Origin of the sequence: Chryseobacterium ginsenosidimutans (assembly GCF_024807225.1) — a bacterium.
Lineage (GTDB): Bacteria > Bacteroidota > Bacteroidia > Flavobacteriales > Weeksellaceae > Chryseobacterium > Chryseobacterium ginsenosidimutans.
Window position 1 is genome coordinate 249,589 of record NZ_JANUCO010000001.1, and the last position, 16,098, is coordinate 265,686.

Here is a 16,098-nt window from a genome sequence, read left to right on the forward strand (position 1 = left end):
TTAGTGAAAATAATGTATTATGATTACAAGATTTACACTGTTTTTCTTGTTCTTGCCGTTACTATTATTTCCGCAAGAGTTTTCTAAGCTTGAATTCTTCAAAAAAGAACTGAAAACAAATCCTTCTGAAGAAAAACGTTTTGCGCTACAGCAAAGTTTAGTCAATATTTACAGAATTTATAATCCCGACAGTTGCCTTTTTTATACGCAAAAGAATCTTGAACTGATTAAAAAAAACAAATGGAACTCCCGAAAAGGGAAAGCTTTTTTGGGCTTGGTAAGTTATTATACCGAAAAAAATAAAATCAGTCGGGCTTTTAAATACAATCAGGAATCCTTCAATATTAATACAAAAAACAAAGATGAATACACTTTGGCGGACAATTATTACATGTTCGGAAGGCTTTCTCATCAAAAAGGAGAACATGCAGAAGCTGTCAAAAATTATTTAAAATCAATTGATTTAGGTACGAAAAGTAAAAATCTTTGGATCGTCAATTCCGCGTACAGAAGTCTGGCTTTTCTTTATTTGGATGAATCTAATAAAGAAAAATCTTACGAAAACATCAATAAAGCTTTGAAAGCTGCCCAAGAATCTAATTCACCGGAAGCATTGGGATTTTGTCACGGTGTTTTGGCGGAAATCGACAGAAGTCTCGGAAATATAAAAGAAGCTCAGATTAATTTTGAAAAAGCCTATCAATATTTCAAAAAAACTCAAAACGAATACGGACAGGCTTGGCTTTTTACAAACTGGTCGCTTCTCGATGTCAGCAAATTGATGGAAAGCTACCAAATGCAGTTGAAAGCACAGGAAATTTGGGACAAAACTTCGCCCAATCATTATATGTCCGTCGCCAATCATTACAATATCGCTTATACGTATCTGGATTTTTACAAACAGTACGAAAAGTATCATAATCAGCTGAAATGGAGTAAGGATCAGCTTTTAAAAGAAGCCCGAAAAGAATTTGATATCAGTAAAAATATTGCCGCAAACAATAATAATAAACAATGGGTGATGTTCAATTATCTTGGAATGTCAGAATTAAGCAGACTAAAAGGTGATCTTGATGATTACGCTCAAAATATTCAGGAATATTACAATACACGGGATTCTATTTATTCTCAAGGCAGAAAAAACGAAATGGCAAAACTGGAAAGCCAAAAAGTTGTCGAACAGAAAAATAAGGAAATTAAATTTAACAAACTGATTATCAAAAATAAAGAGCAAGAAAGATTATATTACATTTTAGGACTTTTTGCACTTTTAACGATTGGAGTTTTGATGTTTTTCTTATATAAACAATCGAAAAAGAACAGCGATCGACTTCAAAAACTGAATACAGAACTCGATAAAGCCAATAAAACCAACATGAAGTTTTTTGGAATCCTTAATCACGATCTTCGTAGTCCGGTTGTGGGATTGATTCACTTTCTTCATTTGCAGAAAGAAGCTCCCGAAATCATGGACGACGAAACCAAAAACCGTCTTGAAAACAAAGTCATCAACGCTTCCGAAAAACTGCTGCAGCAAATGGAAGACCTTCTTCTCTGGAGCAAAGGACAAATGGATAATTTTTCACCCGATATTAAAACCGTTTTCATTAAAGATATTTTTAAAGACATTGAAGAAAGTTTTTCGTGGGTGGAAAATATCAAATTTACATTTGATTTCCCTGAAAACATGAGCATTTCAACAGATCAGGAATATCTTAAAACCATTACAAGAAATTTAACCAACAACGCCGTAAAAGTTTTAGAACAAAAAGAAGGCGATAAAATAATTCTTTGGAAGGCTTTTTCGGATGAAAATAAAAATTACATCAGTATTACAGACAACGGAGAAGGTGCTTCAACAGAGAAGTTCAAGGCTTTATTTGATGACAGTGTGACGATTGGAACCAAAAAAGGGCTGGGTTTACATCTCATTCGAGATCTTTCAAAAGCAATTGATATGGAAATTGAAGTTAAATCTGAACAAAATCTGGGAAGTACGATTACATTAAGCTCCAAAAAAGTCTAGATTACTCTTGTAAGTTCTCCCAATCGGCAATTTTATCTGATGCACCAATTCTACTTCATGCGTATTTTTACTTCTGATCAAATGTCTCGGAACGGCGTAACTCCTATGAATTCTAATAAAAGAACCAAAATAACTTTTATGCAAAATATTCCCGATAGAATCTAAAATGCAGTGCCTTTTCTCTGTCGTTACAATTCTGGTATAATCTTTCAAGGCTTCCAGATAAAGAATATCGCTGATTCTAATCTGCGAAATGCTGTTTCCTTCTTTTACTCTAATATTATTTTCACCAACAAGCGCATCAAAACTTTCAGACTTTTCTTTCATTTCAAAAAAATCAAAAAGCTTTTGCATAGAAGAGTTGAAACGTTCTGATTTTAAAGGTTTTGTAATAAAATCAAAGGTGTCTACCTCGAATGTATTGATCGCGTATTCAGGATGTGAACTCACGAAAATACACGCAGGAATTTTTTGCGTCATCTTTCTGAATTCAATACCGCTCATTCCCGGTAAATCTATATCTAAAATAATAAGGTCGATTGGCGTATTAAGAAACGGAATGGCTTTTTCAGCAGAATCAAAAGAGCCGACAACAGAAATGTTTTCAAACTGCTTAACATGCTGATGCAGAACCAGTCTATCCAGTTCATCATCCTCAATAATTATGCATCGTATGTTGCCAATCATGGTTTTCTCAGTGTTAGTTTTTTATAGTCATGCAAATTACGTTTATAAAATAAACAAATTCACAGGATAAAGGTATTAAATTTATATAGAACCCATGATACTATGAATTTAAATTAACAGTAAAAACAGCTACCACAAAAAATCATCTTGGTTTTTTTCCCGAAAAATGGTAACTTGTAAATCTTACAAACATAGACAGAATTAATGCTAGAAAAGAAAGAACATAATTACGAAAAGGCAATTTTGGTAGGTGTTGTTACGCAGCATCAGGATGAAGATAAGCTTCAGGAATATATGGATGAGCTGGAGTTTTTGGCCTTTACAGCCGGAGCTACAGTAGACAGACGTTTTACTCAGAAATTAACGCAGCCGGATTCCAAAACCTTTATCGGGAGCGGGAAAGCTCAGGAAATAAAAGAATACGTAAAAGAAAACGAGATAGGAACTGTTATTTTTGACGACGAATTGTCTCCTTCACAGCTTAAAAACCTGGAAAAAGAAATTGAAGTTAAAATCCTCGACAGAACCAATCTTATTCTTGATATTTTTGCTCAGCGAGCACAGACTTCTTATGCAAGAACGCAGGTAGAATTGGCTCAATATCAATATCTTTTACCTCGATTGACAAGAATGTGGACTCACCTTGAGCGTCAGAAAGGGGGAATCGGGATGAGAGGTCCCGGTGAAACGGAAATTGAAACAGACAGACGTATCATTCGCGACAGGATTTCATTATTGAAAGACAAGCTGAAAACGATCGACAAACAGATGGCAACCCAACGAAACAATCGTGGGAAAGTTGTACGTGCCGCTTTGGTAGGATACACGAACGTGGGAAAATCTACGTTGATGAATGCTTTGTCTAAATCTGATGTTTTCGCTGAAAATAAATTATTCGCAACACTTGATACAACGGTAAGAAAAGTCGTAATCGGAAATCTTCCGTTTTTGTTGACAGATACGGTAGGATTCATCAGAAAATTGCCTACTCAGCTTGTAGAATCGTTCAAATCTACGTTGGATGAGGTGCGTGAAGCAGATCTTTTGATTCACGTGGTGGATATTTCTCACGAAAGTTTTGAAGATCATATTGATTCTGTGAATCAGATCTTAATGGAAATCAATGCGCATCAGAAACCGATGATTATGGTTTTCAATAAAATTGATGATTTCAGCTACGAGAAAAAAGACGAAGATGATTTAACACCATCGACGAATAAAAACATTTCTCTGGAAGAATGGACGAAAACCTGGATGGCTAAGTCTAAATATCCGACTGTTTTCATTTCAGCTTTAACGAAAGAAAACTTTCCGGAAATGAAAAAAATGATCTACGATGAGGTCATGAAAATCCATATTTCAAGGTTTCCTTACAACGATTTCCTTTTCGAATATTTCGATAACGACGAGGAAGAACAAGAAAATACCGACGAAGATTAATGAAATATCCCTTTTTCCTGTTATTGCTGTTGGTTTCGGTTTTTGGCTTTAGCCAGAAATCAAAAATTGATTTTAAAGCGATTCAGAAAGATCTTAAAAACGACAAGTCTCCTTACAATTACGAGAAACTGATTTTTAAGTATAAAGGTTACCCAAAATCTTTGGACACAATAGAAAGCCAACATCTTTACTATGGAAGAAATTTCCGTAAAGATGTGGTTTCTACCACCGATGACGATTTTAAAAGTCTTGCGGAAGCTTACAAAGCCGAAAATTTTGACGAATGCATAAAGCAAGGCAAGGTTTTATACGAGAAAGATCCTACGAATATGGATATTCTTTTGATTTTGCTTAAATCTTATGATGTTAAACAGGATGCCGATAACGTGATTCATTATCTCGGTCAGTTCAGAGCTTTAACGGGAGCAATCCGAGCTTCCGGTGACGGGAAATCTGAAAAAACACCGTATCTGGTAAATTCTGTAGGCGACGAATATATTTTATTAAATATTCTGAATCTCGGACAAGAATATACAAGAGGATCAAAGTCTATGAAAGACGGAATTCTTGACATTTGGGAAAAAGAAAACAACAAAGTTTTTATCAAAGTACTTTACATCGATTATTAATTAAATAAATTAAAAAAAACACAGCTTAGTGGAATTATATTATTCATTTTCAGCTTTAATAGTTTTAGCATCAATATTTTCATACCTTAATTACAGATTCCTGAAACTTCCGAGCACCATCGGAATTATGGTCATTGCCATTGTCGTTTCAATATTTTTGGTTTCTTTCGGAGAAGCCATTTTACCGAGAACTTTCGGACACCTTAACAATCTGATGAACGGCATCGATTTTACAGAGGTTTTAATGGGCGCTATGCTTAATTTTCTTCTATTCGCAGGAGGAATTCACATCAATATAGACGATCTTAAAGAACAGCTTTGGCCTGTTGTCATATTTTCAACAGTGGGCGTTGTGATTTCCACATTTGTGGTGGGTTTTGGAGTGTTTTACTTATTGCCTTTGGTCGGGCTTCAACTTCCTTTTATTTACTGTTTGCTTTTCGGAGCACTGATCTCTCCTACCGATCCTGTTGCCGTTTTAAGTATTCTAAAACAGGCAAACGTTTCCAAAGCTTTGGAAACAAAAGTTGCGGGAGAATCTCTCTTCAATGACGGTGTGGCGGTTGTTGTTTTTACCGTTGTCCTTGAGTTAGCGATTGGTAATAAAGTTGATCTGGGCGTTGAAACGATTGGGCTTTTATTGCTAAAAGAAGCTGGTGGAGGAATTCTGTTGGGAGTCATTTTAGGATGGGTAACTTCAAAATTAATGCGTGAAGTTGATGATTATATTATTTCTGTATTGGTAACGCTATCTGTGGTAATGGGAGGTTATCTTATTGCAAGACAGATGCATATTTCAGGACCTTTAACGATGGTTGCAGCGGGATTATTTATGGGTAATTTTAATGTTAAATTTAAAATGAAATCCATAACGCAGGATTATCTGATTAAATTCTGGGAACTAATCGACGAGATTCTGAATGCCGTTCTTTTCCTTTTCATCGGTTTTGAACTTTTGCTGATAAAAGATTTAAAACACTTTATGATTCCGGGAGTTCTGGCGATTGCTGTCGTTTTGTTTGCCCGATTTATTTCGATTTGGGGACCTACGAAGTTTATGCCTTCTAAAACAAGATTCAGTCCGCAGACGGTAAAAGTTTTGGTTTGGGGAGGAATTCGTGGCGGTGTTTCCATTGCGTTGGCTTTATCCATTCCGAAGAACGAAAACAGTACGATTGTTTTAAGTATTACTTATTGTGTAGTCGTGTTTTCTATTATTGTTCAAGGACTTACAATTGGAAAACTTGCCAATCCGAAGAAGATTGCCAACGAAGAAGAATCAAAGGAAAGTGTTACTTTAGATAATATTGACTAATCATTTAAAAACCAAATGAGTAAAATCATTAAGGAAATCCAAGAAGCTCTCGCCGTTCTCTCAATTCCTGAAAAAGCAGAATTTTTCCCAAAATTTTTCAAAACAGGAAAAGGTGAATACGGAGAAGGAGATGTATTCCTTGGCGTAAAAGTTCCGGATCAAAGATCTGTGGCAAAAGAATATTATTCAAAGATTTCTTTGGATGAATTAAGCGAATTGCTGTCTTCAAAATATCACGAACATCGATTAACGGCATTGTTTATATTGATCTCAAAATTCGAAAAAACAAAAGATAAAGCCATAAAAGGTGAGATTGTAGCATTTTATCTGAATCACCTGCAACATGTTAATAATTGGGATTTGGTAGATTCGAGCTGTTATAAGATTTTAGGTCGGTATGCTTTTGAAAATCAGCGAGAAGACTTATTAAAAAAGCTTTCTGATTCCGATGAAATGTGGCACAAAAGAATCGCTGTTGTTGGAACAATGCATTATGTAAAAAAAGGTTCATTTGATCTTACAAAAGAATTGGTAACCCAAAATTTAAAGCATTCTCACGATCTGATGCACAAAGCAAACGGCTGGCTTTTAAGAGAAATGGGACAGAAAAATGAGGCAGAACTGATTACTTATCTCAACAAATATTACAAAGAAATGCCCAGAACCTGTTTGAGATATTCCATCGAAAAACTGGATGAAGAATTGCGTCAGGATTATCTGAAAGGCAGAATTTAGAAATATCGTACTTTTACAAAAAAACTCAACTATGAAAAATTTCCTTAAACAGCTTTTTCTGTTTATTCCTCTGTTATTACTTTCGAGCTGTTTCGATATTTTAGATAAAGTAAATGTAAAAGCCGATGGAAGTGGAGAATACACCATTATTCTCAACGCAAGCAAAAGCAAAACACGGTTGGCTTCCATTTCTAAAATGGAAACAATTAACGGAAAAAAAGTACCGAAAAGACCTGAAATCGAAAGCAAGATCAATGAAGCTTCAAGGATTTTCAAAGCAACGCCGGGAATTAGCAATGTAAAAACTTCAATGGATTTTGATAATTATATCATTAAATTGAGCTGTAATTTCAAGAAAATTGAAAACATCAATGCCGGATTAGAACAATTAAAGGCTAAAAATATTCTTGGAAAAATGATTCCGACACAGATTTACAGTCAGAATATTGCCGGTAAATCATTTACAAGAAACAAAGTAAATACCTTCAAAAGCGACTACGACAAGATGAGTAAGGCTGATAAAGAAATCTTTAACGATGCCAAATATACTTCCGTATTGCAATTTGAAAACACTATAAAATCGCAGACCAACAATTCGTACTTACTTTCTCCCAACAAAAAAGCGGTGAAACTGGAAGCCAATGTCTTAGATTTTATCCTTCAGAAAAAACAAATTCAAAATAATATTCTCTTTCAATAATAAACCATGAACTCTACTTTACAAAAAATACAAACAACGATCTTTTTGCTTTTCGGCTTTGTGCTGATATTTTCACAGCAAAAAATGAAGCTTCCGAAAGATGCCGTTTTCTATATGGAAATCAACGGAAAACAGCTTGATAAAAAGATAAACTGGGAAAAATTCAACCCTTTTTTACAGGAAGTCACCAAAAAAGGCAAGGAAAAACCGTCTTGGACAGATTATTCCAAAACAGGAATTAAATATGATGCTACACAATATCATTACGCAAGTTTTAATGATTCTGTGAAGGCTTATACAGCTCATTTTATTGTAGATAATAAAGAAAAATTTCAGGAATTCGTAAATTCTGTCAAGAAAAAAGGACTGGAAGTTTCTAAGAAAAACAACTATTCCTACATCAACCTTGATGATGATGTTTTCGTGGCGTGGAACGGAAATCGTGCCGTCCTGAAAATGATCAGCTACAGCAAACCTTATAAATATGATGATCTTGATGTTGCTGTTGATAGTGCTGCAATGGTCGTAGATACCGCTGCAGTAACCGCAGACAGTGCCGCTGTTGTTGTTGATTCCGCTTATGCTGCAGAACCTTTTAATTATAAAGAAGAAATCAACTATCTGAAAGATGATATTAAAGATTTAAAGGAAGACATTAAAGGGCACAACGCGGAAATTGCAAAAATGCAAAAGGATATCAAATATCTTGAAAAGCATCACGAATATCCGAAAGAGAAAAAAGATTCGACGGATAAAGAGTATTCGGATGAGCCGCAAGTTGAAGCCGTACCTCCGCCAATTATTGATGAAGATATGGCAGAAACGGAAGATGATTTAGCCTATAAAAAAGAAACAGATTCTCTGAATATTGAGAAATTTAAGATCGTAAAAAAACTGGCGGAAGCAGATTTCGACAGCTATTTCAATTCGAATCTCGACCTTGACGTTTCTAAAGATATTCTGGCTTTCCGAGACGCCAATTCTGATGTTTTTGTCTACACAGATTACGGCAGAATTGTGAATGAAGGGATTTATGGTAAAATGATGAAAGCTTACGAATTCGGACAGGTTTTCAATAAAATATACAACTCCAATTCTTCATACAATTTGTATTTTGATAAAGATAAAGTAAGATTGGTAAGCAGTTATCAGCATAAAGACCCGGAAGTTCAGAAAACCTTTTCTGCAATCTATAAAGGAAAGAAAAACAAGAAACTAATGTCGCTTATCAATGACAAAAGCATTGGCTACTACTCTATTAACGTAGACGGAAGCAAGTATTTTGATCTGATGTACAGTTTGTTTAAAAACTCCGGAGACTCAGATTATCAAAAGGAAATGGATCTGATGATGGAAACCATGAAAATTGTTCTGGACGAAGAAGCTATCTCCAAAATCGCACCTGGAAACGGGATTTTCGTGCTGAATGAATTAAAGACAAAAACGGTAGAATACACCGATTTTGACTACGACGACGATTACAACGAGAAAGAAGTAAAGAAAACAAAAGAAGTAGCAGTACCGAATTTCACGTTTGCTTTTGCTACAGAAAATGAAGGATATTGGAATCGCGTTTTCAATGTATTAACAACCAACAAAGTAACCGCAAAAAACTTCATCAAAAAAGGAGATTTTTATTCTTTTAAAGATGATAAAAAAGATGGTTATGTAGATCAGCTATTCTTCACGGTAAAAGACGGAGTCGTGTATGTGACGACTGCTACAGACAATATTCTTCCTAAAAACCAATCTGATATTTCTAAAAACTGGGCAAAAGATTCAGCGAAATATCCTGCGTCGGGAAGGTTTGATATTGAGAGACTTTTGACGGGTCTGGAAAAAGAATTCAAGAGCCCTTCTGAAAGAAAAACGTTGGATTTTATGAAGAAAAATGTGGGGGAAATGTATTTTAAATCTGAAGTAAAAAGCGATAGAATAGAAACAGAATTAGATTATACGATTAAAAACTCATCAGAAAACAGCCTGATGTATTTTTTCGATTTGTTTGATGAAGTCTACAAAAACAACGAATCTGAGAAAAAAACACCCATCTTATAAATGAAAAAGAAACTTATTGTCTTAGTTGTTTTTCTGTTTGCAGGGCTTATTTATTTTGTGTTTTATCACAAAAAAAGTTCTTTCACAATTGTTTCTGCAAATGCAGATGTGATTATTTTAGTCGATGCAAAAAAACTAACGAGACAATATGTTTACAGTCTTGCAACCCATCCTTCGCAATGGTCTGGAAGCAAAAATGAAGATAAAAATTCAATTTCTATATTAAAATCGGGAGTGGAAATTCCCGATTTTTTTCAGGTTTTCCATTTGAAGAATTCTAAATTTTCCGATTGGTACAGTGTTTTTGAATTAAAAGACAAGCAAAAATTTATTGCATTTTTAAAACAGCAAAAATTTTCAGACCAAGGAAATAATATCTTCAGAAAAGATCAGTTATACATTAAAATGTTGAATAAAAACTGTATCGTGGGAACTTCTGATCGGGGTTTTGAAAGTATCGATTATCAAAGGCTTCCTTCTTCTAAAATTAATATTCTTGATGCTGAAGAACTTATCACTGATGGTTTGGGAACTATTTTATTCACTTCTGAAAAAGGCGGCTCCAATCTTTCTATTGAATTAAATTCTGATGAAATTATAATTAAAAACAATTTAGATTCAAACGATCCCCCTTCTATAATTTCCAAACTGCAACAGACAAAATCTTTTATTGAAACTGAATTAAATGCCGAAAATATTAAGAATTTCAGTTCTCTTTTTGATAAAACTTTTGCAAAATCTTCACAAATCAATTATTTTAAAGCAACTGCGAATCTTGAACAAGTAAATGATACAATAATTACTTACGGTTACGACGATAATTTCAATGAAGTTGAAAAAAAGAGCATTCAAAAAATCGTTCAGCCGAATTATGTGATTGATCTTCAGAGTTCAAATCCAGAAAAAACAGAATATTATTTTCAGAATAAAAAATGGATCAATGCTCAGAAACAATTCACGGCAATTCCGTTTCAGCCTAATACTATTGAAAAAAATAAAACAGGTTTTGAAATAAAATCAACCAGAAAACCCATTCAATTATCGCCTAAGTTAAACGAAAATTATATTTTTGTCAGAAATAATGCCTCATTGCTGTCTTCTTTCAAATCTTTAACAAAACCTGAAAAGAAATTAATTTCCGATATCGATTATATTTTCTACGGAAATAATGAGCAGGATTATTATTTGAAATTACAATTTAAAAAAGGAAACCTGCCTTTAATTTTAAGATGGTAAAAAATAAATACTGATGGATTCTTCACAAATTGCTTTACTTAAAACTTTTACCCATTATTTCTTACATTTAGTATTTCCTGTTTTTATTGCCTTAATTTTCTATCGCGAAAACTGGAAGAAAGTGTATCTCATTCTATTGGCAACCATGCTTGTAGACCTCGATCACCTTTTTGCCACTCCTATTTTTGATCCGAACCGCGGAAGCATCGGATTTCACTTTTTACATTCTTATTATGCCATTGCGGTGTATTTTTTGATGCTCTTCTTTAAAGGAAATATAAGAATCATTGGCATCGGACTTTTGTTTCATATGTTGACCGATTTTCAGGATTTTTATTGTTGGAGTCATTAAACATTATTAATATTTTCTTTTAAAATATCAAATCTCATAGATTTTTTGTATTTTAGAGACATTATGAAATTAAAGGAACTTTTACATTATACTTACATTTTTCCTCTTTTGGCAGTGGGATATTATTTCTCAGGATTCATAGGAACAGGTGTTCTGTCTGATGTAATTGCCGGAATTTTATTAATAGGAAGTGTTTTATCTGCCGTTCATCACGCAGAAGTTGTTGCGCATAAAGTCGGCGAACCTTTCGGCACGATTATTTTGGCACTTTGTATTACGATTATTGAAGTCGCCTTAATCATTTCATTAATGGTTGCAGGTGGAGATGAAGCAATTACACTTGCCCGTGACACAATATTTGCCGCCGTCATGATTATCCTCAACGGGATTTTAGGAATCTGCATTTTAATAGGTGGTGTAAAATATTATGAACAGTTTTTCGCAAGAACCTCTGCTACAACCTATTTGGTAAGTATTGTTTCTATTTTAGTTTTAACATTAGTTCTTCCGAATTTTACTTCGAGCGTGAACGGACCTTTTTATAATACTCCTCAATTGATTTTCATTTCTATTGCGTGTCTCGTTATTTATGGAATATTTTTGATGGTTCAGACGGTAAGACACAGAAATTATTTCATCGTTCCGGAGGAACATCCAGAAGGAGTTTATATTCCTTCTTCTTCAAAAACTGTTATCAGCTTCGTTTTGTTGGTTATTTGTCTGGCAATTGTCGTGATGATGGCAAAAGGACTTTCTACAACGATAGAAAATATGGTGCGTGGTTTTGGAGCTCCAAAATCTTTGGTCGGAGTCATTATTGCAGGCGTAGTTCTACTTCCTGAAGGGGTTGCGGCGATCAGAGCGGCTCGAAGCAATCAGATTCAGTCGAGTTTAAATTTGGCTCTAGGATCGGCTTTGGCGAGTATCGGATTAACGATTCCTGCAGTTGCGATCGTTTGTATTATGTATGATATTCCTTTGGTTTTAGGATTGGACAAAAAAGACATTATCCTCCTTTCTTTATCGGTTTTTATCGTAATGCTTTCTTTAAGTCGCGGTAAAACAAACATTTTGTACGGAACGGTTTTATTGGTAAATCTTGCCGCCTATATTTTTACGGTAATCGTTCCTTAATTAAATATTATTAACAAAAACCCGCATCACGAATCTCGAAACTCTTACAATCTTCTCGCCAAATCCATTTTAAAAGCCATTAATTTGGCAATATTTTCGGATTTATAAATTGCTGTATCCGCATTTTCTCCGACAAAATTTTCCTCAACCGAAATTCTCCAAAGTTCCAGCCAGCGATTGAAATGTTTCTGCTCCATCGCCTGAATTTCATTAATCGGAAAATGAACCCCCATCGGATTTCCTTTGTAAGACATCTGTCCAAAAAGAATCGATTCCCAAAACGAATACATTTTCGGTAAATGTTTGTCCCAATCTACTTTAGCAACATCATTAAAGAAAAACCCAATCGTTTCATCCTTAACGACTTTGGCATAAAATGAATTCACAAGATGTTTAATATCTTCTCTTGATTCCAATTTTTTCATCCATCAAAGTTAATTTAAATTCAATTGAGAAATTCAATCATTGAGTTGATAAATTTCATTATCAAAAGTTTTTTTTAATCAAAAGTTTATTTTAGTTATGGTTGTAAGTCGCTGAAAACTAAGAGTTCTTTTGATAATTAAAATATTTAACCCTAAACTCTATATGCTTTTGAATTTCATTAAAAAGGAAAGAATTTAATAAATCTACAAGTACTAGCTTAATTTAAAATGATGTTCAATCTTCCAAGAGTTGTAATAATGATCTCATAATTTTTGATGTGAACAAGAATGGGCTTACTAAAAATTAGACAAGGCTGAAAAGTAAAAAAACTAAAATCAATATATTCTCAAAAAACGATGATTTGAAATACATTAAAACACCAACATATTCTGTAAAAATTGGAGATTTATTAGTTAGTTGTTGTACAGAGATTGAAGCATCAAGATTCAATTTATAATTTTCCCATTCTTTCCAGAGAAACAAGATTTCTTCATTCTCTTTAAAAAATAATTCATTTTCTACATTAATGTAATCTTCAAATGCTGACTGTTCTGGATACTATTTTGCTACACAATAAAAAATATAAACAATTAATTTTCAGGGATTATAAATGCTGTAGTATAAATGCAGTAGTATTTTTTTATTCCCATATTTATATATTTATGCGCTATAATTCAGCAACATACTATATCAGCAATGCTGAAATTCTATGTTTTGAGACAGAAAATATTTATAATGATGTTATTTAAATTTAAATTAAACATGTTCAGGAAAAAAAAGATTAAGTCATTATCCCTTGAAAAATTTTTACATTCCCAACCGTACTTAAGAAAAAAGCAGCAAAATCTACTTTCTCATGAGATGATAAAGATTGAAAATGGAGATGATTCAGTAGAAAGTGATTATATTAATCACAAAGGATATTACTATTATAACGGAAATAATTGGAAGAAACTAAAAACTGGAATTTTTAAAAATAGAATTTTAGATTGATGCTTTAGAAATGTATTTCTAAGCCTATTATAGATTTTGAAAATAAACTCAACGATCGGATTTTTGTTTTTCCTGTTATTCTTAATAGTTTAATGATAACAAATGGTTTAGTGCAAAAATTAAAGCAAATTCAAAAAAAATAAAAGCATCCGCAAGGATGTTTTTTTGTTAAAAATTGTTTATTCCCTTTTTCGATAAACCTTTAGCTAGGTGGTTTTACATTGGAAATCCCCTTTCATACCGCTTCTTTTATAGTTCCTTAATACAGCAGCTAATAATTTTTCGCGCCCATACATTGGCTCTTTATTTACTTAAAAATATTGCTTAGATTCTAAATTGATTTTGCCTGGTCTTCGATTTTTAAGCTTTAATTTTTTCTACTCTTAAAAATAAAGAGGATAAAAATCATGTCCTGAAAAAGGTAGAAACTCCCATCCTTTCTTGCCACTGAATTTAATACAAATAGCAGATACATTTCATATGTGGTAAAAAAATATAAGAATACTGATTTTAAAAATCATATTAATAAACTGAGGATCAATTACATTATCCACAAACTAAATACCTCAGAGATCCACAGAAGACATAAAGTAGGAGCTTTAGCGGAAGAATGCGGCTTTACATCACACAGTACATTTGCGACGGTGTTTAAATCTATCACAGACTTTATCAAAAGCTTTTGATAAATTTCATGAAAACAATATTTTATCTTTGCATATTGATTAACAATTTTCAAATTGAAAAAATTTGTAGAAAAATATACCCTCAAAGAATCTAAGCAATAATTATAATACTAAACCGCCGAGATTTCTACGGAAAGACAAAATAGACTTGATTTTAGAATTAAAAACTAATGAGATAAAAAATGGCAAGAGGATTCAGACAAAAAATTCCCCAAAAAAACACAGAAAATAGTGGTTTCGGAGACAACGCTTCCGGAAGATTTATCAATAAAGACGGGCTTCCGAACGTTCACAGAAAAGGGGTAAATATCTTCAATCGTTTCAGCTGGTATCATACGATGCTGGATTTGTCGACATTTAAGTTTCTTTCTTATTTGGTGATCGCTTATATTTTGGTGAATATTTTCTTCGCTTTCATTTATGCTGCAATCGGTGTAGAACACCTTACCGGAATCGATAAAAGTAACACGGTCAATGAATTTATCGACGTTTTTTTCTTCAGTTCACAGACTTTTACGACCGTTGGTTACGGGAGAATTGCTCCGTTGGGATTTACGGCTAGTTTAGTGGCTACATTTGAAGCTTTTCTGGGATTGCTTACCTTTGCGATTGCAACGGGACTTTTTTACGGGAGATTTTCCAGACCGAGAGCTTATTTAAAATTTTCTGATATTGCGGTTATTGCTCCGTTTAAAGGAGTTTCAGCGTTAATGTTCAGATTGGCACCTTATAAAAACAATGCTTTAACAGATGCAGATATTATTGTTTCAACAGCTATTGAAGTGATTGACGAAAGTGTTCCGAAGACTAATTTTTATACGCTAAAAACTCAATTAAACAAAATTAATACATTAGCGCTGAACTGGACAATCGTTCATAAAATAGATGAAGAATCACCGTTTTATGGATTTTCGGATGAAGATTTTAAGAATACGAATATTGAAATTATCGTTCATGTAAGAGCTTTTGATGAAGTATTTTCGAATACGGTGGTTCAAAGATCTTCTTATATTTCAAAAGAAATAATCTACGGTGCCAAATTTATCCCGATGTATTATCCTGATAAAGAGAACCTTTCCACGGTTTTGGATCTGGATAAAATTAATGATTATCAAAGAGCAGATCTTCCGGTTTTGATGGAAGAACAACTATAAATGGATTTAGAACTTTACAAAAAACAGGCTTTACAAAGACAAAAGGAGCATAAGAAATTTCTGGACGGATTGAAAAAGAAACCGCCCAAGAATCTCGATTATATTGTTCAGGAAACGCATGATGAAGTTTTTGAAAAGGTGATCGACTGTCTTCAATGCGCTAATTGCTGCAAAACAACCGGACCTTTATACACTGAAAAAGACATTGAAAGAATTTCAAAACATCTTCGCATGAAACCCGCCGATTTTGAAGAGAAATTTCTAAGAGTGGATGAAGACAATGATAAAGTACTGCAAAATCTTCCCTGTCATTTTTTAAATGATGACAATACCTGCTCGATCTACGAAGTTCGCCCGAAAGCATGCAGAGAATATCCTCATACCGACCGAAAAAAGATCTATCAGATTAATAATTTGATGATTAAAAACACAGTGATATGTCCGGCTGCTTATGAATTTGTGGAGAGAATTATGAAAAATTTGGGAAAGTAAGGTATAATCCAAAATCGGTCTTAAATAATTATAAAGTC

14 protein-coding genes and 1 pseudogene are annotated in these 16,098 nt (G+C 33.5%); 13 read left to right on the top strand and 2 right to left on the bottom strand.

What is annotated here, in order from left to right; all coding sequences use genetic code 11:
* The first annotated feature begins 19 nt into the window (after positions 1-19).
* Positions 20-2,026: a tetratricopeptide repeat-containing sensor histidine kinase gene (locus tag J3D55_RS01140; protein ID WP_259127375.1), complete on the top strand. Its 2,007-nt coding sequence runs from the start codon at positions 20-22 to the stop codon at positions 2,024-2,026.
* Here the strand turns inward: J3D55_RS01140 and J3D55_RS01145 are convergent.
* Positions 2,006-2,713: a LytR/AlgR family response regulator transcription factor gene (locus tag J3D55_RS01145; RefSeq protein ID WP_259127377.1), complete on the bottom strand. Its 708-nt coding sequence runs from the start codon at positions 2,711-2,713 to the stop codon at positions 2,006-2,008. The genes J3D55_RS01140 and J3D55_RS01145 overlap by 21 nt on opposite strands.
* A 204-nt stretch (positions 2,714-2,917) precedes the next feature.
* Between J3D55_RS01145 and hflX the strand changes: the two genes are divergently transcribed.
* The 9 genes from hflX (at position 2,918) to J3D55_RS01190 (ending at position 12,312) form a co-directional block, all read left to right on the top strand.
* Positions 2,918-4,153 (top strand): GTPase HflX, encoded by a 1,236-nt coding sequence (gene hflX, locus J3D55_RS01150; protein ID WP_259127379.1) that lies wholly within the window; start codon positions 2,918-2,920, stop codon positions 4,151-4,153.
* Positions 4,153-4,782, top strand: a complete 630-nt coding sequence (locus J3D55_RS01155) for a DUF4919 domain-containing protein (protein WP_259127380.1) — start codon at positions 4,153-4,155, stop codon at positions 4,780-4,782. Before hflX ends, J3D55_RS01155 begins: the two co-directional genes overlap by 1 nt.
* A gap of 28 nt (positions 4,783-4,810) precedes the next feature.
* Positions 4,811-6,097, top strand: coding sequence for a cation:proton antiporter (locus J3D55_RS01160; protein ID WP_259127382.1), 1,287 nt, complete (start codon positions 4,811-4,813; stop codon positions 6,095-6,097).
* Between the two features lie 15 nt (positions 6,098-6,112).
* Positions 6,113-6,832 carry a DNA alkylation repair protein gene (locus tag J3D55_RS01165; protein WP_259127384.1) on the top strand — a complete coding sequence of 240 codons (720 nt, stop codon included), beginning with the start codon at positions 6,113-6,115 and terminating at the stop codon, positions 6,830-6,832.
* A gap of 31 nt (positions 6,833-6,863) precedes the next feature.
* Positions 6,864-7,532 (top strand): hypothetical protein, encoded by a 669-nt coding sequence (locus J3D55_RS01170; RefSeq protein ID WP_259127386.1) that lies wholly within the window; start codon positions 6,864-6,866, stop codon positions 7,530-7,532.
* Between the two features lie 6 nt (positions 7,533-7,538).
* A complete protein-coding gene (locus J3D55_RS01175) occupies positions 7,539-9,590 on the top strand; it encodes a hypothetical protein (protein ID WP_259127387.1) in 2,052 nt (683 codons plus the stop codon).
* The gene (locus J3D55_RS01180; RefSeq protein WP_259127389.1) at positions 9,591-10,826 is read left to right on the top strand and encodes a hypothetical protein; all 1,236 of its coding nucleotides are present in this window, start codon (positions 9,591-9,593) and stop codon (positions 10,824-10,826) included.
* A 13-nt stretch (positions 10,827-10,839) separates the two neighbouring features.
* Entirely contained in the window at positions 10,840-11,178 is a 339-nt protein-coding gene (locus tag J3D55_RS01185) for a DUF6122 family protein (RefSeq protein WP_259127390.1), read from the top strand.
* Positions 11,179-11,241: 63 nt separating this feature from the next.
* Complete coding sequence (locus J3D55_RS01190) at positions 11,242-12,312, top strand: calcium:cation antiporter (RefSeq protein ID WP_259127392.1); 1,071 nt, start codon at positions 11,242-11,244, stop codon at positions 12,310-12,312.
* A gap of 44 nt (positions 12,313-12,356) precedes the next feature.
* Here the strand turns inward: J3D55_RS01190 and J3D55_RS01195 are convergent, their stop codons facing one another.
* On the bottom strand, positions 12,357-12,737 hold the full coding sequence (locus tag J3D55_RS01195; RefSeq protein WP_259127393.1) for a group III truncated hemoglobin: 381 nt from the start codon (positions 12,735-12,737) through the stop codon (positions 12,357-12,359).
* 1,446 nt (positions 12,738-14,183) lie between these two features.
* On the opposite strand from J3D55_RS01195, the pseudogene J3D55_RS22465 reads away from it, so the two are divergent.
* The 3 genes and pseudogenes from J3D55_RS22465 to J3D55_RS01205 all read left to right on the top strand — a co-directional run.
* Positions 14,184-14,414 (top strand): annotated as a pseudogene (locus J3D55_RS22465) (helix-turn-helix domain-containing protein); the annotation flags it as partial.
* A 182-nt stretch (positions 14,415-14,596) separates the two neighbouring features.
* Positions 14,597-15,568: an ion channel gene (locus tag J3D55_RS01200; protein ID WP_259127395.1), complete on the top strand. Its 972-nt coding sequence runs from the start codon at positions 14,597-14,599 to the stop codon at positions 15,566-15,568.
* The gene (locus J3D55_RS01205; RefSeq protein ID WP_259127398.1) at positions 15,569-16,060 is read left to right on the top strand and encodes a YkgJ family cysteine cluster protein; all 492 of its coding nucleotides are present in this window, start codon (positions 15,569-15,571) and stop codon (positions 16,058-16,060) included.
* Positions 16,061-16,098 lie beyond the last annotated feature (38 nt).